Here is a 25,970-nt window from a genome sequence, read left to right as displayed (position 1 = left end):
TTCCGATCACATCCGGAAGACGCCGAACTTGGTCGGACCGATCGGCTGGTTCATCGCCGCCGAGAGACCGAGGGCCAGCGCCATGCGCGTGTCGACCGGATCGAGGATGCCGTCGTCCCACAGCCGCGCCGTGGCGTAGTAAGGATGCCCCTCGCGGTCGTACTGCTCGAGGATCGGCTGCTTGAATGCCGCCTCCTCCTCCTTGGACCACTGGCCGCCCCTGCCCTCGATGTTGTCGCGCCGCACGGTGGCCAGCACCGAGGCCGCCTGCTCGCCGCCCATCACCGAGATGCGCGCCGAGGGCCACATCCAGAGGAAGCGCGGGCCGTAGGCGCGGCCGCACATCCCGTAGTTGCCGGCGCCGTAGCTGCCGCCGACGATCACGGTGAACTTCGGCACGTTCACGGTCGAGACAGCCGTCACCATCTTGGCGCCGTCGCGCGCGATGCCGCCCGCCTCGTACTTCTTGCCGACCATGAAGCCGGTGATGTTCTGCAGGAAGAGCAGCGGAATGCCGCGCTGGCCGCACAGCTCGATGAAGTGCGCGGCCTTGAGCGCCGATTCGTTGAACAGGATGCCGTTGTTGCCAATGATGCCGATCGGATAGCCCCAGATTCGCGCGAAGCCGGTGACGAGGGTCGTGCCGTAGAGGTGCTTGAACTCGTCGAGCTCGCTGTTGTCGACCAGGCGGGCGATCACCTCGCGGATGTCGTAGGGCGTACGGCCGTCGGGCGGGATGACGCCGTAAAGCTCCTCGGCGGCGTAGCGCGGCTCGGCCGGCGCCAGCAGCGAGGCCGACGGCTGCTTCTTCCAGTTGAGGTTGGCGACGATGCGCCGGACCATGCCGAGCGCGTGGCTGTCGTTGTGGGCGTAATGGTCGGCGACGCCCGAGACGCGGGCGTGGACGTCGGCGCCACCGAGGTCCTCGGCGCTGACGATCTCACCGATCGCCGCCTTCACCAGCGGCGGCCCGCCGAGGAATATCGTGCCCTGCTTGCGTACGATGACGGTCTCGTCGCTCATCGCCGGCACATAGGCCCCGCCCGCGGTGCAGGAGCCCATGACGCAGGCAATCTGCGGGATTCCCTGGGCGGACATGTTGGCTTGATTGTAGAAGATGCGGCCAAAGTGGGTCTTGTCGGGGAAGACTTCCGGCCATTGCGGCAGGTTGGCGCCACCGGAGTCCACGAGATAGATGCACGGCAGCCGATTCTCCATGGCGACTTCCTGCGCCCGGAGATGCTTCTTCACCGTCATCGGATAGTAGGTGCCGCCCTTCACCGTGGCGTCGTTGCACACGATGGCACATTCGACGCCGCTGACCCGGCCGACGCCGGTGATCACGCCCGAGCCGGGCGCGTCGTTGTCGTACATGTCCATCGCCGCCAGCGGCGACAGCTCGAGGAACGGTGAGCCGGGATCGAGCAGCGCCCGTACCCGCTCGCGTGGCAGCAGCTTGCCGCGCGCGACGTGGCGCTTGCGCGATTCCTCGCCACCGCCCAGCCGGATCGTGTCGGTGCGGGCCTTGAGGTCGGCGACCAGCGCGCGCATCGCTTCGGCGTTGCGCTTGAAGGTGTCGGAACGGGTGTCGATCTGCGAGGAAAGGACGGTCATGTCCGGACCAAACTGCCCGGACCGCGGCATCGGTGCAAGCCGGCCGTAAACGGCGGTAGCGGTGCGGGCGCCCGACTTCGGCCTCACCCCACGTCGCGAAATTCCGGAGATGAAGCGGTACAATCATGGGCTTCTCCCGAAGAATACCGGCCTACTATCGCCGAAAGCTCACGCTCGGGCCGACGACACCCTCCAGGCGCCCTCGAGCGCCGAACAATCCGGGAGCTCGCATGTTCGATCTGATCGTCACGAATGCCGACATCGCCGACGGCCTCGGCAGCCCGTTGCGCAAAGCCGACGTCGCGGCGAAGGACGGCCGCATTGCCGCGATCGGCCACGACCTCGGGCCGGCGCGCGAAACGGTGGACGCGACCGGCCTGGTCCTGGCGCCCGGCGTGATCGATGTCCATACCCACTACGATGCCCAGCTCACCTGGGATTCCACGGCCTCGCCGTCTCCGGCGCTGGGCGTCACGACGGTGGTGATCGGCAATTGCGGCTTCGGCATTGCGCCGGCGACGCCGGCGACGCGCGACACGCTGCTCAGGAATCTCTCCGAGGTCGAGGCGATGTCGCTCGACGCCCTGCGCGAAGGCGTCGACTGGCAGTTCGACGATTTCTCCAGCTACCTCGATTTCATTGCCCGGCGCGGCGTCACGCCCAACGTCGCTTCCTTCTGCTCGCATTCGGCGCTGCGCACGGTGGTGATGGGCGACGCGGGGTCGGAGCGCGAAGCAACGTCAGACGAGCTGGCGAAGATGGCGTCACTGTTCGACGAGGCTCTCACGGCAGGGGCGATCGGCCTGGGCTCCTCGACCTTCGAGAACCACAATGGCTACGGCGGCATTCCCGTGCCATCGCGCCTGGCCAGCGACGATGAATTTCGCGCCCTGGCGCGGGTGATGGCGCGCCACGGCCATGGCGTCACCATGGCGACCTGCGGCCAGCGCTCGACGATCCCCTTCATGGAGGAGCTGGCCGCGCTGTCCGGCCGGCCGGTGATCTATTGTCCGCTGCTGGACTATCCGACGAAGCCCGAGCATGCGCCGGCGATCTCCAGCGCCTGCGCCGACGCACGCAGCCGCGGCCATGCGGTCTATGCCCAGGCCTCGTGCCAACCGCTCAACATGAATTTCGGCCTGCTCAACGCCTATATGCTGCAGACGATCGCGCCCTGGCCCAAGAGCGGCGACGCCGCGCACCACCGTGCGCTGTTCACCGATCCCGCCTTCCGCGCGGCCTTCAAGCAGTCGTTGGCGACACCGGTGACCGGCGGCCGAATCTTCAACGGCACCTGGCATCTGATGGAAGTGGCCGTGTCTTCGACCCAGAGCGAGCTGGAAGGCCGCACGATCGAGGAGATCGCGCGCGAGCGCGGGGTCGATCCGGTCGATGCCCTGCTCGACATCGGTCTGGCCGACCAGCTCGAGACGACGTTCATCGTGCGGCTACTCAATGTCGACGAAAAGCGTGTCGGCGACCTGATCGCCGACGACGGCAACCTGATCAGCCTGTCCGACGCCGGCGCGCATCTCACTCTGTTCTGCGACGCGGGCTATGCCATGCATCTGCTGGGGCGCTGGGTCCGCGAGCTCGGCCGTTTCAGCCTGCCCCACGCCATCCGCAAGCTCACCAGCGACCCGGCCCACATCTATGGCATCGTCGATCGCGGCCGTATCCAGGTCGGCGCCTGGGCGGACCTCATGCTGTTCGATCCCGAGACAATCCATGTCAGCAAGACCCGGCGCGTTGCCGACCTTCCGGCCGGCGCCAACCGCCTGATCCGCAGTGCCCCCGGCCTCGCAGGCGTATGGGTCAATGGCATCCAGGTCTTCGACGGCCAGGACTACGTCAAGGTGAAGCCGCCGGGCCAGGTGCTGCGTCGCTTCAGCACCGCCAGGCCGACGCTCGCAATGCCCTTGGCACAGGCCGCGGAGTAGTCCACGCGACGGGAGGTGCGCGAGCTGCCAGTCCTTCGCACACTACCGGGTATTTCCTGCGATTGTGCGCTGGGCGACGACAGCAGGTTTCGTCGGCGCCTTCTTCGACAAGCGAGCGGTTTGGATCCTGCGTGCAAAGACTTGGCTGGATGCCTCATGCTGCCTGAGGTATCTGGACAGCCGGTCGACGTCGCCGCGAAAGGAAACCTACTCAATGGATCTGTCGGCGACGGCCCTCTACACGGCGTCGACCTGGATAATCCCAGTGCTCCTGGCAATCACCCTGCACGAGGCGGCCCACGGCTTCGTCGCGTACCGCTTCGGCGACGACACGGCCTGGCGACTTGGCCGCGTCAGCTTGAATCCCTTCAAGCACATCGACCCGTTCGGCACCGTCCTGCTGCCGGCCCTTCTCCTGTTCCTCCATGCGCCCTTCCTGTTTGGCTATGCCAAGCCTGTCCCTGTGAAGTTCGGTGCCCTACGCAATCCAAGGCACGACATGGTGCTGGTGTCGGCGGCTGGACCTGCCACGAACCTTCTGCAGGCCTTCGCGGCGGCGTTCCTCGTCCACATCGTTGTCTTCCTGCCGGAAGGCCTCGATCAGTGGATGTTGGCCAACCTCAGGAATGCAATCGTCATCAACGTCGTTCTTGCGCTCTTCAACATGATCCCCCTGCCTCCGCTCGACGGCGGTCGCGTTGCCGTCGGCTTGTTGCCGGACGCGCTCGCCAGGCCGCTAGCCAGCCTGGAACGACTGGGAATGCTCATCATCATCGGGCTGTTGTTCATCTTGCCGATGATCGGCGCCCAGTTCGGGGTGAATCTGAATCTCCTCGGTTGGGTGCTTCGCGGACCTGTCGATTGGGTCATCGGGACCATTCTCCGGGTCGCCGGGCTCACTTGAACGCATCTCTCACGGCCAAGACGGGCATTTCGCTGGACTGCAGACGACCATTCGGCGGGTAAGGGTTCACGGCTATGAACGCCATCGCGTTAAGGCCTGAGCACCTCGCCTTCTGGTACGGCAAAGCCAGAGAGCGTCGAGCAGGTTGCAGGGGTCGCGGTTGGCAAGTTTCTCGGCCGCGCTCGGGATGCCGAGCTACGGCAGGCGAGACATCGACCGCCAGTCGAGGCCCTGGGCCATGAACTTCTTCATGTTGGCCCAGGCCGCGGCGAAATCGGCGTCCGCCTCGGCGCGTTCCTTGAGCACGATCTCCGCATTCTTGCGGAAGGCGTCGAGGATGGCGGGCGCCCACTGCTTGATGACCACGCCCGAGGCCCGCAACTTCTCCAGCGCAAGTGCCTGGGTGTGCGGCGAGCGGCTCAACATCCAGGCGATGTTGGCGCGGCACGCGGTCTCGATCTGGGCGCGCTGCGGCTTGGGCAATGCCTCCCATTTGTCCTTGCGCATCAGGAAGTCGATCACGGCCGACGGCTGCTGCCAGCCCGGCAGGTAATAGGGCAGCCCGAGCTTGTCGAACCCGAGAGCGGCATCCATGGCCGGAGTCGACATCTCGCCGCCATCCACCTTGCCCTGCTGGAGCTGATAGAAGAATTCGCCGGCGGGCACCGGCGCAAGCGTCGCGCCCATCCGGGCAACCACCTCTCCCGGGATCTGGCCGTAGCGCAGCTTCACGCCCTTGAAGTCTTCCGGGGTGTTGAGATCGGATCGGAACCAGCCGCCCCCCTTGGCACCCTGCACGCCACACGGAATGCCGGCGACGCCGAGCTTGTCGTAGGCGTCGTGGTGGATGCGCCCGCCGTCGCCGTCGAGCAGCCACGACACCATCACGCTGGGGCCCGGCCCGAATGGCACAGTGCCGAACAGGCTGAAGACCGCCGACTTGGAGGTCGCGTAACCCGCCCAGGTGAAGGCGGCCTCGAGGTCGCCCGCGATCACGGCGTCGAGCATGTCCTTGGTCGGCGCGATCCGGCCGGGCTCGACGATCTTGATGGTGAGCCCGCCGCCGGACATCTGCTTCACCGTCTTGGCGAAGACGCGCACACCCTCGCCCGCACCGGGCAGGCCGGGATTGAAGGCCGTCTGCATCTGCAGCACACGGGCGCCGGGAACGTCCGGCTCGCCTGCCATGGCAAAGGGCGCCGCGGTGCAGAAGACTGCAGCGACGACCCCCAGAATTCCGACTCTACGGCGCACGGTTCCCATCCGCCGCCCAGGCTCCCCTGCCTTTGGAGCCGCACGGGCGGCCCTTCTTCATAGAGAGTGAGTATGCACGTTGCAGGGCCTACGACAAGCGACAGGCAGGTATCACAACGCCGCCAGGCCCCGGCCGATCAGAAGTCGTTGCACGTCGCTGGTGCCCTCGTAGATCTGGCACACTCGCACGTCGCGCCAGATTTTCTCGGCAAGGTAGTCGGCGACGTAGCCGTACCCACCGTGGATCTGGATCGCGGCCGAGCAAACCTCTTCAGCCATCTCGGAGGCATAGAGCTTGGCCATTGCGGCCTCAGTTAGGCACGGCTGGCCGGCATCCTTCAGGCTGGCGGCATGCAGCACCATCTGCCGCGCGACGGTCACTTTCGTGGCCATGTCGGCCAGGCGGAATTGCACGGCCTGGTGGTTGATGATCCGGGTGCCGAAGGCCTCGCGCTCACCGGCATAGGCGCGGGCGAGCTCGAACGCGGCGCGCGCCATTCCGACCGCCTGGGCCGCGATTCCGATACGTCCGACCGACAGATTGGCCAGCGCCACCCGGTAGCCCTCGCCCTCGACACCGAGCAGGGCATCGGCGCCGACCGCGCAGTCCTCGAAGGCGATCTGACACGTGTCGGACGATTTCTGGCCCAGTTTCTTCTCGACCGATGCGACACGGTAGCCGGGCGTCCGGGTCGGCACGATGAAGCAGGAAATGCCCCGCTTGGCCGATCCCGGATCGGTGACTGCGAAGACCAACGCCATGTCGGCGGTCTTGCCCGAGGTGATGAACTGCTTCACGCCGTTCAGCACCCAACCGTTGCCTTTGCGCACCGCGCGCGTCTTGAGGTTGGAGGCGTCGGAGCCCGCGTGCGGCTCTGTGAGGCAGAAGGCGCCGAGGATTTCGCCGCGCGCCAGCGGCTTCAGCCATTTCTCCTTCTGCTCTGGCGAGCCGTAGGTCAGCAGCGCTGCACAGTCGGGTGAGTTGTTGACGCTCATGACCGTCGACAGTCCGCCGTCGGCGGCCGCGATCTCCTCGAGCGCCAGCACGTAGGACACCATGTCGGCTCCGGCCCCGCCCCACTCGCCCGGCACCGTCATGCCCAGGAAGCCCAGCCGCCCCATCTCGGCGAGCAGCCCCCGCGGGATCTCGCCGGCCGCCTCCCAGGCCCGGACGTGCGGCAGGACCTGCTCGCGCGCGAAGGCGCGGGCGGTATCGCGGATCAGCGTCTGTTCTTCAGTGAGGATCATGGCTTCTCATACTCCCTCCCCTGTCTTCGGGGGAGACGACGGAGAAATCACCTACCCGTCGTCCCGACCGGAGCGAAGCGGAGTAGAGGGACCTGTTCATGCAACGTCTGCCGGATTGAACAGGTCCCTCGAGTACGCTTCGCTCCGCTCGGAACGACGAGGCCTTACCACGCCAGTTCCGTACCGTCGTACTGGAGGAAGCGGCCGTTGTCGGACGGCTTCAGCGCCGCGATGGTCTTCACCATCGGCGGCACGCTCTGGTCGATGGTCAGGGACGCCGTCGAGCCGCCCATGTCGGTCTGCACCCAGCCGGGATGGAGCGCGATGCAGATGATGCCGCGCGGCGCGAGATCCTTGGCGAGGCAGCTCCATTCCATGTTCAGCGCCGTCTTGCTGGCGCGGTAGGCATATCGGCCGCCATTGTTGCTGGCGAGGCTGCCCAGGATGCTGCTGATGGCGATCAGCTTGCGCTCGGTCGATCGCGCGACATGCTCGGCAAAGGCTTCCGCCATCATCAACGGCGCGAAGCTGTTGACCTCGAACACATGTCGCCACAGCACCGGATCGAAGCTGCCAAAGGCCTGGCCGGCATGACTGCCCTCGCCGCCGACACCGGCATTGCAGATCAGCACGTCGATCGCCTCGGCCGACAGCTCCTTCGCCAATGCTTTCACGGCGTCGTAGTCGGTGACCTCGAGCTTGTGCGGATGGATGTCGCCTTCGATGCCTATCAGGGACTCGGGGTTTCGCGCGCAGGCATGGATCTTCCATCCCTTGGCGGCGTACTGCTTGGTGAACTCGAGGCCGAGGCCGCGCGCGGCGCCGGTGATCAACACTGTACTCATGACAACGCTCTCCTAGCGATGGGCAAGCAGCCGCGCGCGCTGGCGCTGCCAGTCGCGGTCCTTGATCGACTGGCGCTTGTCGTGCGCCTGCTTGCCCTTGGCCAGCGCGATCTCGATTTTGGCGCGGCCGTCGTCGTTGAAATAGACCTGCAGGGGGACGACCGTGCGGCCCTCGCGCTGGATGGCGCCGATCAGCTTGTTGATCTGGCCGCGATGCAGCAGCAGCTTGCGCGCCCGCTTGCGCTCATGATTGTTGCGATTGCCCGCGGCGTACTCGGGGATGTCGGCGTTGACCAGCCAGGCCTCGCCGCCGTCCTCGGTGACATAGGACTCCCCGATCGAGCTGCGTCCGCCACGCAGCGATTTCACCTCGGTGCCGGTCAACACCATGCCGGCCTCGAAGGTCTCCTCGATGAAGTAGTTGTGCCGCGCCTTGCGGTTCTGGGCCACCACGACGCGGTCCAGGGGCTTCTTTGCCAAAGGGTAGGTTCCCTAATTCAAGTCACTTCTTCTCATCGTCAATGACGATCGAGTCAGTTCACCAAACCAGCATGGACCAGCGCCTCGCGCACGGCCTTCTTGCTGCTTTCGGCGATCGGCACCAGCGGCAGGCGCATCTCGGCGCTGCATTGGCCGATCAGCTCGGCGGCGTATTTCACCGGGCCGGGGCTGGTCTCGCAGAACATCGCCTTGTGCAGCGGCATCAGCCGGTCCTGCAGCTCGAACATCTTGTCGAGGTCGCGCGCCTTCCAGGCGTCGTGCATGTCGCCGCACAGCCGCGGCGCCACGTTGGCGGTCACCGAGATGCAGCCGTCGCCGCCCTGCGCCATGAAGCCCATCGCGCTGGCATCCTCGCCCGAGAGCTGGATGAAGCCCTTCTTCGCCTTGAGCTTGGTCAGGGTCGGACGCGCCATGTCGTAGCTCGCGTCCTTGATGCCGATGATGTTCCTGACCTGCGACAGGCGGATGACGGTCTCGACCTGCATGTCGCCGCCGGTGCGCGGCGGAACGTTGTAGAGCAGGATCGGAATGTCGACGGCTTCCGCGACCGCCTTGAAGTGCTGGAACAGGCCCTCCTGGGTCGGCTTGTTGTAGTACGGCACGACCAGCATGGCGGCGTCCGCGCCGGCCTGCTTGGCATGGCGGGTGAGCTCGATCGCCTCGGCCGTCGAGTTCGAGCCGGTGCCGGCGATCACCGGCACGCCCGAGCCCTTGGCCGCGCTGATGCAGATGTCGATCACCCGCTTGTGCTCTTCCATCGAGAGCGTCGGCGATTCGCCCGTCGTGCCGCACGGCACCAGCCCGTCGGTACCTTCCTCGATCTGCCAGGCCACGAACTTCTCGAATCCTTTTTCATCGACCGAACCGCCCTTGAACGGAGTGATCAACGCGACGAGTGATCCGGCGAACATGGTTTCCTCCGCTTTTTTCTGCGAATATCCACTTTAGGCTGCACATGCCATCGCGGCAAGATGAGCAACTTGCCATAGTGATGCCGCCGTGACCTGCGTACGATTCCTGGTGTGAAACAGCCAAAACTTCCCCTCATCTTGCTTGCTGCCGCCTTGTTCGCTGCGCCCGCGACGGCCCAGCAGGGCGGCGCCCCCGTCCTGCGCAGCGAAAGCAGCGATCAATTGCGCCAGGCCACGCCGGATATCGGCGTTCGCCGTGCACCAACCCTCAACCAGCCCCCCGCCGCTTCGCCGCCCGGCAACGGGGTTTCGGCGCCGGCCGCGCCGAGTGAGCTGTCTCAGGCAACGGCCTCGCCCAAGGCGCTCAGCGCCGCCGAAGCCGCTGCACTGGCCGCTGCCTTCAAGGCGGCCGACGACGGCCGCTATGGCGATGCGCGCGCCGCGGTCGCCAATTTCAACAACCCGCTGCTCGTCCGCATCGTCGACTGGACGATCCTGCGCACCGCGCCGCGCAGCGACGCGGACTTCGCCTCGACCTGGCGCTTCCTGCGCGATAATCCCGATTGGCCCGAGCCCGAAGTGCTGCGCCGCCAGGCCGAGGACCGCATCATCCCTGGCGCGCCGGCCCATGACGTATGGCGCTACTTCATCGCCTTCCCGCCGCTCACCAGCGCCGGCCACATGCGCCGCCTCGAAGCCGCGACGATTGCGAGCCCGAAAGCCGTGCCGGGCTTTGCCAGCGACAGCTGGCGCATTGCCACCTTCCGCAAAGCCGATGAAGAGGAGTTCCTCAACAAGTACGGCCGCTTTCTCTCCGGCGAGGACCATATCGTCCGCTTCGACCGCATCCTGCGCAGTGGCCGCGCCGAGACGGCGCGCGACCTCGTGCCCAAGCTGCCGCCCGACTACCAGCCGCTTGCCAATGCGCGGCTGGCGATGGCCACGCGGGCAGCAGACGCCACGACCCTGCTGCGTGACGTGCCGGCCGCGAAGCTGTCCGATCCGGCGATCAAGCTCGAGATGCTCGCTTGGCTGCGCCGCACCGGCAAGCTCACCGAGGCCAAAGCGCTCGCCTTGCAGCCGCCGCCCGACCAGAGCGCGGCGTGGTGGAACGAGCGCCAGCAGCTGGCGCGCGACCTGCTTGCGGCGGGACATCCGGCCGAGGCCTATGCGGTGACCATGCCGCACGGCCAGACCAAGGGCGTGGCCTTCGCCGAGGCCGAATTCCTCGCCGGCTGGATCGCGCTGCGCCGCCTCAAGAAGACGTCCGACGCGCTGAAGCACTTTCAGACGCTCTATGACGGCGCACCGACCGACGCTGCCCGCGGCCGCGGCGCCTACTGGCTCGGCCGCGCACACGAGACCGCGGGACGCTCCAAGGAGGCGCTCGAGTGGTTCGGCCGTGCGGCCGCCTTCGGCCAGACGTTCTACGGCCAGCTCGCGGCGCGGCGCCTCCCGGGCGGCGCGCGACAGGTGCCGAGTGGCCCCGCGACAACGCCTGCCGATCAGGAGGCGCTGGCCGGCCGCGAACTGGTCGCTGCGGCGCGCTACATTGGCCAGGCGGGGGAGCCCGATCGCGCGAGGCCCTTCCTGCTGCGACTGGCGCGCCAGGTGACCGCGCCCGGCGAGACCCTGCTGCTGGCCGAGCTGGCGGCCGAGCTCAAGCGGCCGGACGTGGCGCTGACTATCGCGCGGCGCGCGACGGACAGCGGCGTAATCCTGTTCGACGCCTTGTTCCCCGTGGTCGATCTCGGCGCCACCGGATCGGTCGAGCGGGCGCTGGCGCTGGCGCTGGCCCGCCAGGAAAGCGGCTTCAACGCCGCTGCCGTCTCATCGTCGGGAGCGCTCGGCCTGATGCAGCTCCTGCCGACGACGGCACGCGAAGTGGCCGGCAAGCTCTCCCTGCCCTTCGTGCAGGACAAGCTCACGAGCGATCCGGCCTACAATGTGACCTTGGGCAGCCAGTACCTCGCCCAGATGCTGCAACGCTTCGGTGGCTCCTACGAGATCGCGCTCGCTGCCTACAACGCCGGTCCGAACCGGGTTGCGCGCTTGCTCGACTCCCTCGGTGATCCGCGCACCAACAAGATCGACATGGTCGACTGGATCGAGATGATCCCGTTGCGCGAGACCCGCAACTACGTGCAGCGCATCATGGAAGGCCTCGCCGTCTATCGCGAGCGGCTGAACGGTCCCTTCCGCCTGCAGGCGCCTGCCACGGGCCGCAGCTAGGCGCGGCCGTATCATGACGGCAGCCTGGCTCGAGGCGCATGCGCGCCAGGCGGGCCTCGCGATCCTGCTGACCGCGTTGGTGCTGCGTCTTTACATGGCGTTCCTGGCCGGCGTGCCGCATCTCGGCAGCGACGGCCTGACCTACATCGAGATGGCGGACGCCATCCTCGACGGCACGCCGATGTCGTTCTTTCCGAACGGCTACCCGATCCTGCTCGCCGCCCTTGCGCATTTGATGGGCGAGGCCGATCCGCAGCCGGCCTGGCTCTTGATGAATGTGCTGATGTCGACCGGCATCGTTGCCTTCGTCCTTCTGATCGCGGGGCGATGGCTGGACCCTGCTCTTGCCCTCGCCGCTGCAGCCGTCATCGCGGTATGGCCGACCCAGCTCTATTACACGGCGCAATTCCTGTCCGACATTCCGTCGGCCTTCTTCCTGACGTTCGGCATTCATCTCGCGTTGCGGCAGCAGCCGGTTGCCGCCGGTTGCGTGCTCGGCATCGCGGCCTTGGTTCGCGATTCCCTTCTGCCCTCGGTGTTGCTGCTCGCAGCCATCGGCATGGTCGCCCCCGAAAGGCGACGCGGCGTGGCGAGGCTTCTACTTGCCGTCGGTGTCGTGCAGGCGCTCGAATGGATACTGGAAGCGCGCGGGGTGACGGCGCCGTCCTCGACGGCCGGCCTCAATCTGCTGCTGGCGGTCACCAGCATGAGCACGGAGGGGATTCCTGCCGCGCCGCCGGGCCTCTCACCCGAACAGATGGCGCATCCCTGGGCGACCTATTTCCGGTTTGCCCTGGAGCATCCGGGAACATTCATCCTCCAGCGCCTGGCGTCGCTCTACGAGCTCTGGGGCCCCTGGCCCAACGCGGGCGACCCGGGCGACCCGCGCGGCGTGCTCGTCCGGCTGGTCATCGGCCTGCGCTTCCCGCTGCTGATGCTGGCGCTGGGCGGCCTGTGGATCGGCCGCCGCCATCTCGAAACCTGGATGATCGCGGCGCCGCTGATCGGCCTGACCGCGGTCCACATCGCCTTCTTCTCGGCCTCGCCGCGCTTCACCATCCCGATGGAGCCGACGGCGATCGTCCTCGCGGCCTTGGCTGTGCAGCGCCTGGTCAAGCAGGCTTGAAGATCCTGTCGACGACCGCTTGCGGCAGCGGGCCTTTCTCCACTGCGGCCGCCGCCTGCTCGAGCTGGTCGAGGGTCGAGTAACCGACCAGCATCGTCGTCACGTTGGGATTGGCGATGACGAAGCGCTGGGCGAGCTCCGTCAGGCTGCCGGCAAAGCTCTCGCGCAGCAGCGGCTCGAGCTGATGGGCACGCGCCACGTCGCCGGCAAAATCCGGTGCCGAGCCGATCGGCGGGACGACCTGCATGGCCAGCGGATGGCGCGCCTCGGTGCCGGCCAGCGCGCCTCCCGCCAGGGCGCGGATGATGATCGTGCCCATGTCGGCCGCCCTGGCATGGTCGAGCGAGCGGGCATAGTCGAGGCCCGGTGCGCCCTCGGGCATCGGCCCGCCCGCGCTGGGGTTGAGCGCGTTGTAGACGACCTGCACGGTGTCGAACGCCTTCGAATCGATGGCCTTCAGGATCGCCGCCGGCTCGCCGACGCCGCTGAAGCCGATGAAACGCGTCTTGCCCGCCTTCTGCAGCTTCTGCAACGCCGGCACGACCTCGTTCAGCGCGATTTCGACATCCATGTGGTCGTCGGCGTCCCTGGCGACCAGCGGATTGTGGAGTTGCAGAAGATCGACGTGATCCAGGCCGAGGCGCTTCAGGCTCTCGTCCATCGACTGCGCGACGAATGCCGCGACCCGCGAGCGGTCGGCGGCCTTCAGCCGGAACTTGGTCCCGAGCACGACATCGGGCTTCAGCGCCTTCAGCACGCGGCCGAGGTTGCGCTCGGACTCGCCGTTGCCATAGAGCGAAGCGGTGTCGATGTAGTTGATGCCGAGCTCGACGGCGCGTGCGATCGCCCGCTCCTGATCGGCCGGCGCTCCCTTGGTCATCAGGCCGCCGACGGCGCCGGCGCCGAAGCCGAGCACGGATATCTCGAGGCCGGTGCGGCCCAATTTACGCTTCTGCATTTTCGTTTCTCCCGATTCAGTTTCCTCCCTGCGCGAAGCGCGGGGAGGTGTCAGCGTCTTACGCTGACGGAGGGGTCATGAGCACCCATGGTGTTGCTCATGACCCCTCCGCCCGCGATTACACGGGCACCTCCCCTTCGCGGAGTCCGCGAAGGGGAGGAGATATGGTTTCAGCTCTTGGCTACAGGCATTTGAACCATGACGACGAACATGCGAGTAGCCTAGCACATGACTAGCTCCGCAATGACGGCCATCGAGCTCTGCGTGTTCGACGCCTACGGCACGCTGTACGACTTCAATTCGGCGGTCGCGCGCCATCGCGCCGCCGTCGGGCCGAAGGCCGACGCGCTGTCGGAGATGTGGCGCAGCAAGCAGATCCAATACACCTGGCTGCGCAACAGCATGGGTGCCTACGCGCCGTTCTGGCAGGTCACCGGGGAGGCCCTCGACCATTGCCTCGCCGCCCATGGAATCACTGAACCGTCGGTGCGCGAGAGGCTGATGGGCGCGTACCTGGCGCTCGATCCCTTTCCCGAGGTGCCGGCGACGCTCGACCGGCTGAAGCGCGCCGGCGTGCGCCTCGCCATCCTGTCCAACGGCAATCCCGAAATGCTCGATCCGATGGTCCGCGCATCCGGCCTCGCCGACCGATTCGAAGCGGTGCTGAGCGTCGATGCGGTCGGCGTCTTCAAGGTCGATCCCAGGGTCTATGCGCTGGTCGAGCAGCGCTGCGGCGTGACGCCCGGCAAGGTCTGCTTCCTGTCGTCGAACTGCTGGGACGCGCACGGCGCGGCGCAGTTCGGCTTCAACACGGTCTGGGTGAATCGCGCCGGCGCGCCGGACGACAATTTGCCGGGCAGGATCGTCACCCAGGTCAAGGACCTTTCCGCCCTCCCTTCTCTGCTTGGTGTTGCCTGATGTCTTCGCTGCCGACCTTCGCCGATGTGCAAGCCGCCGCCCGCCGTCTCGAGGGCGTCGCCATCCGCACACCGCTGCTCGAGAACGCAAGGGTCAACGCCGCACTCGGCGGCCGGCTGTTCATCAAGGCGGAATGCCTGCAGCGTACCGGCTCGTTCAAGATCCGCGGCGCCTACAATTTCCTCGCCTCGATGAGCGACGCCGATCGCAGGAAGGGCGCCGTCGGCTGGTCGTCGGGCAACCACGCGCAGGGCCTCGCCGAGGCCGGCCGCCTGCTGGGGGTGAAGACCACCATCGTCATGCCGGCCGACGCGCCGGCGCTGAAGGTCGCCAACACCCGCGCCTCGGGCGCCGAGGTCGTGCTCTACGACCGGGTGAAGGACAGTCGCGAGGAGATCGGCCTCGGGATCGCGAGGAAGACCGGCGCCACCGTCGTGCCGCCCTACGACCATCCGTGGATCCTGACCGGACAGGGCACGGCGGGGCTGGAACTCGCCGAGCAGGCCGAGGCGCTCGGCGTCACGCTCGATGCCGTCGCCGCGCCCTGCTCCGGCGGCGGCCTGTCGACCGGCGTGGCGCTGGGCGTCAAGGGCCTGAGCCCGAGCACGACCGTGCATGCCGGCGAGCCGGCCGGCTTCGACGACCTCGCGCGCTCGCTCGCGAGCGGCAAGAAGGAAACCAACGAGAAGCTCTCCGGCTCGATCTGCGACGCGCTGCTGGCGCCGACGCCGGGCGACGTCACCTTCCCGCTGGCGCAGAAGGTCCTCGGTCCCGGCCTGGTCGTGACCGACGACGAGGTGCTCGACGCGATGGAAGTGGCGTTCCGCGAGTTCAAGCTGGTGGTCGAGCCGGGCGGTGCCGTGGCGCTGGCCGCCGCCCTCACCGGCAAGCTCCCGGTCAAGGGCCGCGCCGTCGCCGTGATCTGCTCCGGCGGCAACGTCGACCACGCGACGTTCATCCGCGCGCTGTCGCGTCACTCATAGGAGCGCGCCACTAATATGAAACTGGATTTGGGAAGAGGATGAGATCATCCCACCAACGGTGTCATCCCGAGCGCAGCGAGGGATCTATGGGCCACAGCATAGATCCCTCGCTGCGCTCGGGATGATACCGGGTGTGCGGCGCGGCCGGGGCTCGCCGCCAGTTTCATTCCCGAGGGTCGGCGCTGCCGACGGTGAACTACTCCAGTGGCGCTCATGGTCCGAGCGCCACTGGAGTGGCGCGCTGCAATGAAGGGCAGGCGCTTCAGACCTTCGTACTTCGGTTCCGGTACCGTGTGAGCTGCTGGTCGGCGAGGACGCCGATCAGGATGACACCGCCCATCACGGCGAAGTTGAGCGAGCTCGGGATGCCCAGCAGGTTCACGAGGTTCTGGAGCACCTGCAGCAGGATCGCGCCCAGGACGATGCCGAGGATCGACCCCTCGCCGCCGCGCAGCGAGCAGCCGCCGAGCACTGCAGCGGCGATGCCGTAGAGCTCGTAGAAATTGCCGTGGCTCGCGGGCGAGATCGAGCGCGTGTACATGGCGAGATAGATCGACGACAGGCCGGCCAGGGCCCCGCAGATGATGTAGGCCGCCGCGATCACCCTTGTCGTACGGATGCCGGAATAGCGCGCGGCCTCCTCGTTCTTGCCGACCGCGAAGAGATAGCGGCCGAACACCGAGCGGTGCAGCACGACGGCCATCACGCCGGCAACGAGCAGGAACATGAGAAAGGAATGCGGCACGCCCACCGTGCGGCCGGCCGTCAGCCATTCCAGCATCGGGAAGCTCTGGCCGAACTCGAAGCCCGCCGTGCCGTCGTTGGTGTAGTAGCGCGCGATGCCGCGATAGATCAGCAGGCCGCACAGCGTGACGATGAAGGGCTGCAGCTTGAGCCGTGTCACGAGAAAGCCGTGGATGGCGCCGAGCACAGTGCCGCCCAGCACGGTGACGATCACGGCCAGCCACCAGGGAAGCTCCCAGGTCACCAGCAGGTCGACGAAGATCACGCCGAGCAGCGCGAAGATCGAACCGATCGACAGCTCGATGCCGCCAGTGATGATGACGATGCCCTCGCCGAGGGAGAACAGCCCGAACAGGCCGATCAGGTTGGCTGTATTGGCGAGGTTGATCGGCGACAGGAAGCGCGGATTGAGGATGGCCACGACACTGCCGACCACGACGATCAGCAGGAACAGACCGAGGTCCTTCTTCAGCACGATCCTGGCTCCGCCTCGCGCCCATCCTGCTGCCCGACTTCCCGCTGCCCGACCGCCAGCCGCATCACGTTCTCCTCGCTGAATTCCGCTCGCGCGAGGAAGCCGGCGATCCGGCCCTCGCGCATCACCAGAATACGATCGCTGACGCCGATCACCTCCTCCATGTCGCTGGAGATCATCAGCACGGCGACGCCGGCATCGGCCAGCCCGCGCATCAGGCGGTAGATCTCGGACTTCGAGCCGACGTCGATGCCGCGCGTCGGCTCGTCGAAGATCACCAGCCGCGGCTTCATCGACAGCCACTTGGCGAGCACGACCTTCTGCTGGTTGCCGCCGGACAGGGTGCCGACGAGCGTATCGATCGAGGCCGTGCGAATATCCAGCGCAGTGCGCTGCTCGCTGGCATTGCGCCGCTCGGCCCCGCTCTTGATCAGCAGGCCCGAGGCGAAGGCCATCAGGTTCGGCAGCGAGATGTTTTCGTTGACCGACTGCTCGAGCACCAGCCCGCTGCGCTTTCGGTCCTCGGGCACAAGGAATATCCCGCGATCGATGGCGTCGCGCGGTGAGCGGATCGAGACCGGCTCGCCGTCGAGGCGGATCGTGCCGCCGGCGATTCGGTCGACGCCGAAGATGGCGCAGGCAAGCTCGGTGCGTCCAGCGCCGACCAGGCCCGCCATGCCGAGGATCTCGCCGGAGAGCAGGGCGAGGTCGAGCGCCTGCGCTTCATGCGCCTGGGTCCGCAAACCGGCGACCTCCAGGACCGGGCCGCCCGGCGGCCGTGCCGGCGGGATGTAGAGCGACCTGAGATCGCGGCCGATCATCAGGCGGATCATCGTCTCGTGCCGGATCTCGCCGGGGGCCAGCTCGCCCACCACGGCCCCATCGCGCAGCACCACGACCCGGTCGGCGCAGTGCTCGACCTCGTTCAGGCGGTGGGAGATGAAGATTATCGACACGCCGCCGGCCTTGAGCTCGGCGATCACCTTGAGCAGCCGTGCTGTTTCCGAGGCGGTGAGACTGGAGGTCGGCTCGTCCATGATGACGATGCGCGCATCGAGCGACAGCGCCTTGGCGATCTCGACGAGTTGGCATTGCGCGAGCGACAGCTCGGCGACCGGCGTATGCGCCTCGAAGTCGGCGCCGAGGCGGCGCAGCAGCGGGGTGACCTTGCCCTCGAGCGCGCGGCGGTCGATCAGCCGCAGTGGCCCGGCGAAGACCGGCTCGCGCCCGATCATCACGTTGGCCGCGACGTCGAGATTGTCGAACAGGTTGAGCTCCTGATGCACGAAGGCGATGCCCGCCGCCATGGCGCCGGCGACCGTGAGTCCGGCATGCTCGACGCCGTCGATCCGGATCGCACCTTCGCTCGGAGCGACCACGCCCCCCAGGATCTTCATTAGCGTCGATTTGCCGGCCCCGTTCTCGCCGATCAGCGCCAGCACCTCGCCGCGTCCGACCGCGAGGCTGACACGGTCGAGCGCCTTCACGCCGGGATAGGTCTTGCTGACGGCGAGCAGTTCGAGCAGCGGCTGGGTCATCCCGGGCGCATCCGTCGAACAGACAAGTTCCTCCCTGGCGAAGCCGGGGAGGTGGCGCGGTAATCCGCGACGGAGGGGTCATGGGCCACACCGATACTGTAGCCCATGACCCCTCCGTCGCCGTAAGACGGCGCCACCTCCCCGCGCTGCGCGCAGGGAGGAACGGAGCGAGCGGGATCTGCCAAAATCGGAGCTTAAAGCGATAGCCTACTTCTTGCCCTGGCGCGCCTTCAGCTCGGTCCAGAAGTCGTCGACGTTGCTCTTGTCGATGATCCTGGTCGGCACGATGATCAGCTTGTTGGCGGGGATGAAGGACTTGTCGCCCTCGAGATACTTCGCCATCTGCTTCATGCCCTGGTAGCCCCATTCGTAGGGCTGTTGCACGACGGTGCCGACAATGGTGCCTTCCTTGATGCCGCCCAGCGTGATCGCGTCCTCGTCGAAGCCGATGATCGTGACCTTGCCGATCTTGCCGGCCTCCTTCAGCGCCTCATAGATGCGCGGCGTGTTGTAGGAATAGAAGCCGACCATGCAGTTGATCTCAGGACGCGCGGTGAGCGTGTCCTCGACGTTGCGCTTGGCGCGCGTCTGGTCGATGTCGTCGGCGCGGACGTCGACCAGCTCGATCTTGGTGCCCTTGATCACTTCCCTCACGCCCTCGATGCGCTCGCGCGCATTGTCGGCGCCGGGGAGGCCGACGAAGCCCATGCACTTGCCGCCGTTTGGCATAGCCTTGACCATGAGCTGGCCTGCCTGCTTGCCGGCATCGACGTTGCTCGAGCCGATATAGACGATGCGCTTGCTGTTGGGCGCGTCGGAATCCGTGGTGAACAACGCCACCTGGCCGCCGACCCGGTTCAGCGCGTCGCCCATGGTCTTGGGATCGACCGGGCTCACCAGGATGCCGGCGACGCCGGCGGCCACCAGATCGTCCATGATGCGCGTCTGGATCGCCGCGGAGGACTGCTCGGGATACTTGAAGGTCAGGGTGTAGTTCGGCAGCTCGCTCTGCGCCTTCTTCATGCCGGCCTCGGCGGCCTTCCAGAAGTCGGACGCGCCGTTGACCACGAAGGCCAGCGTCTTCTTGCTCTGGGCGTCGGACGTGCCGCCGAGCGCAGTCAAGGCGAGGGTCGCCGTGGCAGCCAGCAGAAGCTTCTTCATGATCATCCTCCCGGGTGATGATTTATCGTGACCTGACCAATGATCGACTTCATATCGATTGAAAGATCGGTTCGTTGTCGAGCAGGCTAGACAGGCGGAGGGCGAATCGTCAATCGGCGCGGAAAGACCACAAGCTATGCAGACGACATGATTCAGTCGCGACGCGACCGCCGCGACTGGCGGATCTTTTCCTGGGTCAGCCTGGCAAGCGCGATCGTCAGCGCGATGTTCAGCCTGAACGTCTCGCCGCCCGAGGAATCGTGGCCGCATGCCATCGCCCAGGGCATCGCAACCTCCCTGCTCGTCGCCACACCAATACTGTTCTTCGAGTTGCGCAGCGCGAGGGCCGGTGCCCTGCGCCGGCTGAGGCGGTTGCCGCTGGCGCTCTATTTTGCGGTCAAGGTGCTTTACTACGTCGTGGTGATCCTGTTCGGCCTGATCGTGGCGAGGCTGTTGATGACGGCGCATTTCGAGGTCGACACGATCTTTCACCGCTCGGTGTTTTTCGCTGTCGGCATGTCGGTCGTCGGCAACCTGATCTTCGAAATGGGCGGGCTGCTGGGCTTCGGGACACTGAAGAACCTGATGACCGGGCGCTACGTCCAGCCCAAGCGCGAGCTGCGCGCCTTCCTGCTGATCGACATGAAGGATTCGACGGGCATGGCCGAGCGGCTCGGCGGCGTGCTGTTCCATGAGCTGCTGAACGACTTCTTCCGCGACGTCGCCGATGCCGCCCTCGAATGCGAGGCCGAGATCCACAAGTACGTCGGCGACGAGGCCATCCTCACCTGGGAAGGCGGCGCAGCCCTGGCCGACGGCGAATGCCTGCGCTGCCCCTTCATCGCGCGCGACTTGATGGCGCGCCACGGACCGGCCTACCTCGCACGCTTCGGCGCAATCCCCACCTTCCGAGCCTCGATTCATTACGGCGAGATCGTCGCCGGCGAGATCGGCGAGGTGCGGCGCGAGATCGCCTATGTCGGCGACACGCTGAACGTCGCCGCCCGCCTGCTCGACGCCGCCAAGGAGTTGGGCCGCGACGTGCTGGTGTCGGACGACCTGCTGGCCCAGGCGCCTCTGCCGGAGGGCCTCAGGACCGAGAAGCTGCCGGTGCTCACCGTCCGCGGCCGCGCCGCCCCGCTCGGCGTGTCAGCTCTGGAGAGCGTGTAGACGAGGCGGATCATGTTTCTCCCTGCGCGCCAGCGCGGGGAGGTGGCGCGGTAATCCGCGACGGAGGGGTCATGTGCCGCACACACGTTTTTGTTGTAGCTCTCATCATACTTCATCCGCAAATAATGCTGCCCTTCAGTCTATGCTCAATTTCTCTCGCAACTTGCGTCAGAACCTTACGAATGCCGAGTGCCTGCTTTGGAGCCGGCTTCGCCGTCGTCAGCTGAATGACTTCAAGTTCAGGCGCCAGCACATGATCGGCTCGTACATCTGCGACTTCGTTTGCGTCGAGGCGCGTGTCGTGATCGAGCTCGACGGAAGCCAGCATCTCGATCACGCACCGTACGATGCGCATCGCGATCGGTTCCTGCGGTCGAAAGGCTATCGTGTCCTTCGATTCTGGAATGGTGACGTCTTGAACCAGACTGGAAGCGTCATGGAGACAATTTTCGAGGCTCTGCATCGCGAAGAAATGGACGGGCGCTTCGATTGAGGCTCATGACCCCTCCGCCCCTCCGGGGCACCTCCCCGGCTTCGCCAGGGAGGGACGTATGAATCAACGCCGCACCTGAAACCGGGCCAGCGTGCTGCCGAGGATGCCCTTGGGCAGGAAGATGATGAACAGCACCAGAAGCACGCCGTAGATCAGGTTGTCCCAGCCGACCGCCTTGGTGCCGAAGCCGATGCGCAGCACCTCGGCGAGCAGGATCGTGATGATGGCACCGACGGTCGGGCCGAGCGCCACGTAGATGCCGCCGACCACGACGGCGAACACCATCTGCAGCGACACCGCGATGCCGCTCACCGTGTCGGGCGAGATGAACATCTGGTACTGGCAGTAGAGAGCCCCGGCGAGCGCCGTCATCAGCGCGCTGATCACCGTGATCTTGAGCTTCTCGTAGGTGACGTTGACGCCCGCCGCCGCTGACGCGTCCTCGTCCTCCGAGATCGCCTCGAGGGCATAGCGATCCATGCTGTTGTCGACCCAGCGCCAGATCAGCAGTCCGCACAGCCAGACGCCGAGCGCGATCAGGTACCAGACGGTCTTGTCGTCGAACTGCAGCGCGACGAGGTGGTTGCCCTTGGTGCGTTCCGGCGTGTAGCCGAGCGAGCCGCCGGTGTAGTCGCGCGTGGCGGTGATGACCTGCAGCACGATGCCCGAGAGCGCCAGCGTCACCAGGACGAAATAGTGGCCGGTGATGCGGAAGCGAAAGCACGGATAGGCGACCACGAGGGCAAGCACGCCGGCGCAGACCAGCGCGATCGGGATGCCGATCCAGGGCGAGACGCCGAGATGGTTCCACAGCAGCGCCGTCACATAGGCGCCGACGCCCATGAAGCCGCCATGGCCGAGCGAGACCAGGCCGAAGCGGCCCATCATCGACCAGGAGGTGTAGGCGAACGACCAGATCAGGATCAGGATCAGGATGTGCAGGTGGTAGGGGTCGCGATAGACGAACGGCAACGCGATCAGCGCTGCGATGCCGACCGCCCAGCCTGCGCGCGAAGTGTTGGTCACGAGCGCCTCGCCAGCAGGCCGGCGGGGCGCACGAACATCATCGCGATGAAGAAGGCAAAGGCCAGCACGTAGCCCCATTCGAGATCGGAGAAGAGCCCACCCAGCGAGATGATCTCGGCGAACACGAAGGCCGCGACGAAGCCGCCGACGAAGTTGCCCAATCCGCCCAGCACGCAGATCAGGAAGGTGATCGGCCCGAACGACAGGCCGACGAAGGGATGCACGTCGTACTGCAGCACCAGCAGGCAGGACGCGAGGCCGGCCAGCGCGCCGCCGATCGCCGAGGTGACGACGTAGATCCGCTTCGTGTCGACGCCCATCAGCGCCATGATCTGGCGGTCCTGCGCGATCGCCCGGATCGCGGTGCCGGTGTAGGTGCGCGTCATGAAGAGATAGACGGCGATCATGCCGACACCGGCGGCGAGGAAGGCGAGCAGGCGCGAATAGCTGAAATGCATCTCGCCCAGCGCCAGCACCGGCAGGCGGATGCCGAGATTGCGGAAGTCGATGCCGAAGGCGACGGTGGCGAAGCTCTGCAGCACGAACAGCACGCCGCCTGTCGCCAGCAGCTGGTTGATCGGCGCGGCCGAGAGCAGCGGCGCGATGACGATGACGTGCAGCGCCGCCCCCAGCCCCGCCACCAGCAGGATGCAGAGCGGTGCCGCGATCCAGTACGGCACATGATAGACGCTGAAGAGGTAGTACATGCCGTACATGCCGATCATCACCAGCTCGGCGTAGCAGATCCACGTCACGTCGATGACGCCGAAGATCAGGTTGAGCCCGAGCGCCAGCAGCGCCAGCACCCCACCCAGCAGGATGCCGTTGACCACGGCCTCCAGCAGATAGATGTCGAAGATCTCGATGAAGGACTGCATCGCTACCCTTTTTTCCTCACCTCGCCCGAAACGGGCAGGGCAATCGCATATAATCCTGTCCTCCCTGGCGAAGCCGGGGAGGTGGCGCGGTAATCCGCGACGGAGGGGTCAGACGCAACCCTTTGGCGCTCATGACCCCTCCGACCGCGTAAGACGCGGCCACCTCCCCGGCTTCGCCAGGGAGGAAAGGAATATGAAACGCATCAAACACCGAGATACGCCTGCTTGATGGTGTCGCTGGCCAGCATCTCGGCCGAGGTGCCGGAAGCGCGGATCGAGCCCGCCTCCAGCAGGTAGGCGCGGTCGACCACCTTCAGCACCTGCTGCACGTTCTGCTCGACGATCAGCACCGTGAGCCCGCCGGCCCGGATGCGCTTCACCAGCTCGAAGACCTGCTGCACGACGACCGGCGCGAGACCGGCCGACGGCTCGTCGAGCAGCAGCAGCTTGGGATCGCTCATCAACGCACGGCCGATGGCGCACATCTGCTGCTCGCCGCCCGACATGGTGCCGGCCATCTGGTGGCGGCGCTCCTTCATGCGCGGGAAGAGGTCGAACACGAAGGCCAGCCGGTCGGCGAACCTGGCCCGCGCCGCCGGCATGAAGGCGCCCATCTTGAGGTTGTCCTCGACCGTCAGCCGCGGGAACAGCCGGCGGTTCTCCGGCACGTGGGCGATGCCGAGGCTGACGATGCGGTGCGGCGCGGTCGCGAGGACGTTCGTGCCCTCCATCGTGATCGTGCCCTTGCGCGGCCGGATCAGCCCCGAGATGACGCGCATCAGCGTCGTCTTGCCGGCGCCGTTCGGACCGATCACCCCGACCGCCTCGCCCGGATGGACGTCGAGGCTGACGCCGAACAGCGCCTGGAAGCTGGCGTAGCCCGCGTCGACCGACCTGAGCTCGAGCATCGCGCTCATCGCCGGGCCTCCGCCGCAGCCGCCTGCGTCGCGTCCGCGTCGGTGCCGAGATAGACCTCGATCACGCGCGGATCGGACGACACATGGCTCGGCAGGCCTTCCGAGATCTTCTCGCCGTGGTCCAGCACCATGACGCGATCGACCACGCGCATCAGCACGCCCATGATGTGCTCGACCCAGATGATGGTGATGCCGAGCTCGTCGCGGATCTTGCGCAGCATGTCGGCAGCCTGGTCCATCTCCGCCTCGTCGAGGCCGCCGAGGCTCTCGTCGGCCAGCAGCAGCTTCGGCGCGGTCGCCAGCGCCTTGGCGAGCTCGAGCTTCTTCAGCCCGGCGGCGCCCAGCCCGTCGACACTTGCCTGCCGGTCGGTCGGCAACCCGACCATACCGAGAGCCTTCTCCGCCGACTCGAAGGCTTTCGCCCGGCTGACGCTGTTCTGGCCGTAGTAGCCGGCCAGAGCCACGTTCTCGAAGAGGGTGAGGCGCCTGAAGGGCCGTGGGATCTGGAATGTGCGGCCGACGCCCAGGTTGATGATGCGATGCGGCGCAAGCCCGGCAAGCTCCTGCCCTTCGAACAGGATTGATCCCGCCGACGGCGGGAAGGTGCCCGACAGCATGTTGAAGATCGTGCTCTTGCCCGACCCGTTGGGGCCGATCAGGCCGAGGATCTCGCCCTGGTCGACCTTGAACGACACGTTGTTGACCGCGGTGAAGCCGCCGAAGCGCTTCACCAGCCCGTTCACCGCCAGCATCGCCGGCTCCCCGCTACGCGACGCAACCGCCTACTGGTTCGAGTAGGTCATGCCCTTGGGGAGAGGCAGCACGGGTTCGCGCTGCGCCTGGCTCTTCGGCCACACGACGTACGACTTGTCGTCGATATACTGGATGACGACCGGGAAGGAGCGCTCGTTCTGACCGGCCATGGCCGCGCCTTCGGCCGGGAACTTCACGCCGAAGCCCAGCATCGTGCCGCCCTCGGGGATGTCGATCTCCATCGCTGCCTTGCGCAGGGAGTCGGGATCGATGCCGCCGTATTTCTTGATCGCGCGCGGCAGCACCTCGGTCATCAGCAGGTAGGTGTTGGACGCGGCCATGCCGACATGCGCCGAGCGGATCGCCACGCCGGGCTTGAGCTTGTCGAACTCCTCGCCGATCTGCTTGATCACCGGCGGCAGCTTGGCGTCCATGGTCTTCTGGTTGGCGAGCCAGATCGAGATCGGGTCGGTGTTGAACAGGTAGTTGGCGTCCGGCCCCATGCCTTCCTTCAGCTTCTCGTAGACGCCGTAGCCCGCACCATGGCCGACCAGCGCGGCGAACTTCAGCCCCTGCTCGCGCGCCTGGCGGGCGAACAGCGTGATGTCCGGGTTGTAGCCGGTATGGAAGATGACGTCCGGCCGGGCGCGCTTGAGCTTGGTGACCAGCGCGGAGAGATCGGGCGCCGTCGCCGAGTAGCCTTCCTTCATCACGACGTTGAAGCCCGCCTTCTTGGCGCCGGCCTCATTGCCCTTGGACACGTCGACTCCATAGGCGCCGTCCTCGTGGATGATCGCAACGCGGAGGTCCTTCGGCTCCTTGCCCAGCTTCGACTTCGAGAAGTTCTCGATGAAATCCATCGTCATCTTGCCGAACTGATCGCCGCTGGCTTGCGGACGGAAGACGTACTTGTAGTTCTTGTTCTCGAGCACGGCGGAGGAAATGCACGTGGTGATCCACATGAACCGCTTGAGCTGCTCGACCTTGGCCGCGACCGGCACGCACTGCGCGGACGAGTAGAAGCCCATCACCAGATCGACCTTCTCCTGCTCGATCAGGCGGGTCGCTTCGTTGATCGCCACGTCGGGCTTGGATTGGGCGTCGGCATAGACGACATCGATCTTGTAGCCCTCGATGCCGGTCTTGACGAACTGGTCGAGCATGATCTTGGCGCCGATGTACTGCAGCTCCGAGCCGCCGCCCGCGAGCGGGCCGGTCAGGTCGTAGACCACGCCGATCTTGATCTTCTTTTCCTGGGCGGCGGCTCCGGCCGCCAGTCCCAGCACCGCCGCCGCGGCGAGGACGCACGCGCCCGCACGGCGCCCAATCCTGCGCATGGACATGTCGTTTCTCCCTGAATGGCTTTCTTCTTGTTGTCGCC

General features: G+C 66.4%; 23 protein-coding genes. 8 read left to right on the top strand and 15 right to left on the bottom strand.

The window, feature by feature from the left end; translation table 11 throughout:
- Window positions 1-6: 6 nt before the first annotated feature.
- On the bottom strand, window positions 7-1,614 hold the full coding sequence (locus ACQY8M_RS19705) for a carboxyl transferase domain-containing protein (protein ID WP_428658445.1): 1,608 nt from the start codon (window positions 1,612-1,614) through the stop codon (window positions 7-9).
- 230 nt (window positions 1,615-1,844) lie between these two features.
- On the opposite strand from ACQY8M_RS19705, the gene ACQY8M_RS19700 reads away from it, so the two are divergent.
- Both ACQY8M_RS19700 and ACQY8M_RS19695 read left to right on the top strand, forming a co-directional pair.
- The gene (locus ACQY8M_RS19700) at window positions 1,845-3,554 is read left to right on the top strand and encodes an N-acyl-D-amino-acid deacylase family protein (RefSeq protein WP_428658442.1); all 1,710 of its coding nucleotides are present in this window, start codon (window positions 1,845-1,847) and stop codon (window positions 3,552-3,554) included.
- Window positions 3,555-3,768: 214 nt separating this feature from the next.
- Window positions 3,769-4,458 (top strand): site-2 protease family protein, encoded by a 690-nt coding sequence (locus ACQY8M_RS19695; protein WP_428675285.1) that lies wholly within the window; start codon window positions 3,769-3,771, stop codon window positions 4,456-4,458.
- Window positions 4,459-4,653: 195 nt separating this feature from the next.
- Here the strand turns inward: ACQY8M_RS19695 and ACQY8M_RS19690 are convergent, their stop codons facing one another.
- The 5 genes from ACQY8M_RS19690 to dapA all read right to left on the bottom strand — a co-directional run bounded on the left by ACQY8M_RS19690 (window position 4,654) and on the right by dapA (window position 9,217).
- Window positions 4,654-5,712 (bottom strand): TRAP transporter substrate-binding protein, encoded by a 1,059-nt coding sequence (locus ACQY8M_RS19690; RefSeq protein WP_428675284.1) that lies wholly within the window; start codon window positions 5,710-5,712, stop codon window positions 4,654-4,656.
- 111 nt (window positions 5,713-5,823) lie between these two features.
- Window positions 5,824-6,960: an acyl-CoA dehydrogenase family protein gene (locus ACQY8M_RS19685; RefSeq protein WP_428675283.1), complete on the bottom strand. Its 1,137-nt coding sequence runs from the start codon at window positions 6,958-6,960 to the stop codon at window positions 5,824-5,826.
- Window positions 6,961-7,124: 164 nt separating this feature from the next.
- Window positions 7,125-7,805: an SDR family oxidoreductase gene (locus ACQY8M_RS19680; RefSeq protein WP_428675282.1), complete on the bottom strand. Its 681-nt coding sequence runs from the start codon at window positions 7,803-7,805 to the stop codon at window positions 7,125-7,127.
- Between the two features lie 12 nt (window positions 7,806-7,817).
- A complete protein-coding gene (gene smpB, locus ACQY8M_RS19675) occupies window positions 7,818-8,285 on the bottom strand; it encodes an SsrA-binding protein SmpB (RefSeq protein WP_428675281.1) in 468 nt (155 codons plus the stop codon).
- A gap of 53 nt (window positions 8,286-8,338) precedes the next feature.
- Window positions 8,339-9,217, bottom strand: coding sequence for a 4-hydroxy-tetrahydrodipicolinate synthase (gene dapA, locus ACQY8M_RS19670; protein ID WP_428675280.1), 879 nt, complete (start codon window positions 9,215-9,217; stop codon window positions 8,339-8,341).
- A gap of 153 nt (window positions 9,218-9,370) precedes the next feature.
- Between dapA and ACQY8M_RS19665 the strand changes: the two genes are divergently transcribed.
- Window positions 9,371-11,449, top strand: coding sequence for a transglycosylase SLT domain-containing protein (locus ACQY8M_RS19665; RefSeq protein ID WP_428675279.1), 2,079 nt, complete (start codon window positions 9,371-9,373; stop codon window positions 11,447-11,449).
- Between the two features lie 13 nt (window positions 11,450-11,462).
- Window positions 11,463-12,575 (top strand): hypothetical protein, encoded by a 1,113-nt coding sequence (locus tag ACQY8M_RS19660; RefSeq protein ID WP_428675278.1) that lies wholly within the window; start codon window positions 11,463-11,465, stop codon window positions 12,573-12,575.
- Here ACQY8M_RS19660 and ACQY8M_RS19655 read toward each other — a convergent pair.
- Window positions 12,562-13,533, bottom strand: a complete 972-nt coding sequence (locus ACQY8M_RS19655; RefSeq protein ID WP_428675277.1) for an aldo/keto reductase — start codon at window positions 13,531-13,533, stop codon at window positions 12,562-12,564. The genes ACQY8M_RS19660 and ACQY8M_RS19655 overlap by 14 nt on opposite strands.
- A gap of 228 nt (window positions 13,534-13,761) precedes the next feature.
- Here ACQY8M_RS19655 and ACQY8M_RS19650 point away from each other — a divergent pair, with 228 nt between their 5' ends.
- Window positions 13,762-14,451 (top strand): haloacid dehalogenase type II, encoded by a 690-nt coding sequence (locus ACQY8M_RS19650; RefSeq protein ID WP_428675276.1) that lies wholly within the window; start codon window positions 13,762-13,764, stop codon window positions 14,449-14,451.
- A complete protein-coding gene (locus ACQY8M_RS19645; RefSeq protein ID WP_428675275.1) occupies window positions 14,451-15,434 on the top strand; it encodes a threonine ammonia-lyase in 984 nt (327 codons plus the stop codon). Before ACQY8M_RS19650 ends, ACQY8M_RS19645 begins: the two co-directional genes overlap by 1 nt.
- A gap of 262 nt (window positions 15,435-15,696) precedes the next feature.
- On the opposite strand, the gene ACQY8M_RS19640 is transcribed toward ACQY8M_RS19645, so the two are convergent.
- The 3 genes from ACQY8M_RS19640 to ACQY8M_RS19630 all read right to left on the bottom strand — a co-directional run bounded on the left by ACQY8M_RS19640 (window position 15,697) and on the right by ACQY8M_RS19630 (window position 19,352).
- Window positions 15,697-16,653 (bottom strand): ABC transporter permease, encoded by a 957-nt coding sequence (locus ACQY8M_RS19640; protein ID WP_428675274.1) that lies wholly within the window; start codon window positions 16,651-16,653, stop codon window positions 15,697-15,699.
- Window positions 16,647-18,191 (bottom strand): sugar ABC transporter ATP-binding protein, encoded by a 1,545-nt coding sequence (locus ACQY8M_RS19635; protein WP_428675273.1) that lies wholly within the window; start codon window positions 18,189-18,191, stop codon window positions 16,647-16,649. Before ACQY8M_RS19635 ends, ACQY8M_RS19640 begins: the two co-directional genes overlap by 7 nt.
- Before the next feature lie 207 nt (window positions 18,192-18,398).
- The gene (locus ACQY8M_RS19630) at window positions 18,399-19,352 is read right to left on the bottom strand and encodes a sugar-binding protein (protein WP_428675272.1); all 954 of its coding nucleotides are present in this window, start codon (window positions 19,350-19,352) and stop codon (window positions 18,399-18,401) included.
- 147 nt (window positions 19,353-19,499) lie between these two features.
- Between ACQY8M_RS19630 and ACQY8M_RS19625 the strand changes: the two genes are divergently transcribed.
- On the top strand, window positions 19,500-20,522 hold the full coding sequence (locus tag ACQY8M_RS19625; RefSeq protein ID WP_428675271.1) for an adenylate/guanylate cyclase domain-containing protein: 1,023 nt from the start codon (window positions 19,500-19,502) through the stop codon (window positions 20,520-20,522).
- A gap of 142 nt (window positions 20,523-20,664) precedes the next feature.
- Window positions 20,665-21,015, top strand: coding sequence for an endonuclease domain-containing protein (locus ACQY8M_RS19620; RefSeq protein ID WP_428675409.1), 351 nt, complete (start codon window positions 20,665-20,667; stop codon window positions 21,013-21,015).
- Between the two features lie 63 nt (window positions 21,016-21,078).
- Here ACQY8M_RS19620 and ACQY8M_RS19615 read toward each other — a convergent pair whose 3' ends face one another.
- From ACQY8M_RS19615 to ACQY8M_RS19595, 5 genes are all read right to left on the bottom strand, one after another.
- Window positions 21,079-22,041 carry a branched-chain amino acid ABC transporter permease gene (locus ACQY8M_RS19615; RefSeq protein ID WP_428675270.1) on the bottom strand — a complete coding sequence of 321 codons (963 nt, stop codon included), beginning with the start codon at window positions 22,039-22,041 and terminating at the stop codon, window positions 21,079-21,081.
- Window positions 22,038-22,919, bottom strand: coding sequence for a branched-chain amino acid ABC transporter permease (locus ACQY8M_RS19610; RefSeq protein ID WP_428675269.1), 882 nt, complete (start codon window positions 22,917-22,919; stop codon window positions 22,038-22,040). Before ACQY8M_RS19610 ends, ACQY8M_RS19615 begins: the two co-directional genes overlap by 4 nt.
- 203 nt (window positions 22,920-23,122) lie before the next feature.
- The gene (locus ACQY8M_RS19605) at window positions 23,123-23,827 is read right to left on the bottom strand and encodes an ABC transporter ATP-binding protein (RefSeq protein WP_428675407.1); all 705 of its coding nucleotides are present in this window, start codon (window positions 23,825-23,827) and stop codon (window positions 23,123-23,125) included.
- Between the two features lie 5 nt (window positions 23,828-23,832).
- A complete protein-coding gene (locus tag ACQY8M_RS19600; RefSeq protein WP_428675268.1) occupies window positions 23,833-24,588 on the bottom strand; it encodes an ABC transporter ATP-binding protein in 756 nt (251 codons plus the stop codon).
- A gap of 30 nt (window positions 24,589-24,618) precedes the next feature.
- Window positions 24,619-25,926, bottom strand: coding sequence for an ABC transporter substrate-binding protein (locus tag ACQY8M_RS19595; protein WP_428675405.1), 1,308 nt, complete (start codon window positions 25,924-25,926; stop codon window positions 24,619-24,621).
- Window positions 25,927-25,970 lie beyond the last annotated feature (44 nt).

Source organism: Reyranella sp., assembly GCF_965279465.1.
Taxonomy (GTDB): domain Bacteria; phylum Pseudomonadota; class Alphaproteobacteria; order Reyranellales; family Reyranellaceae; genus Reyranella.
This window is presented reverse-complemented; position numbering and strand designations above follow the sequence as displayed.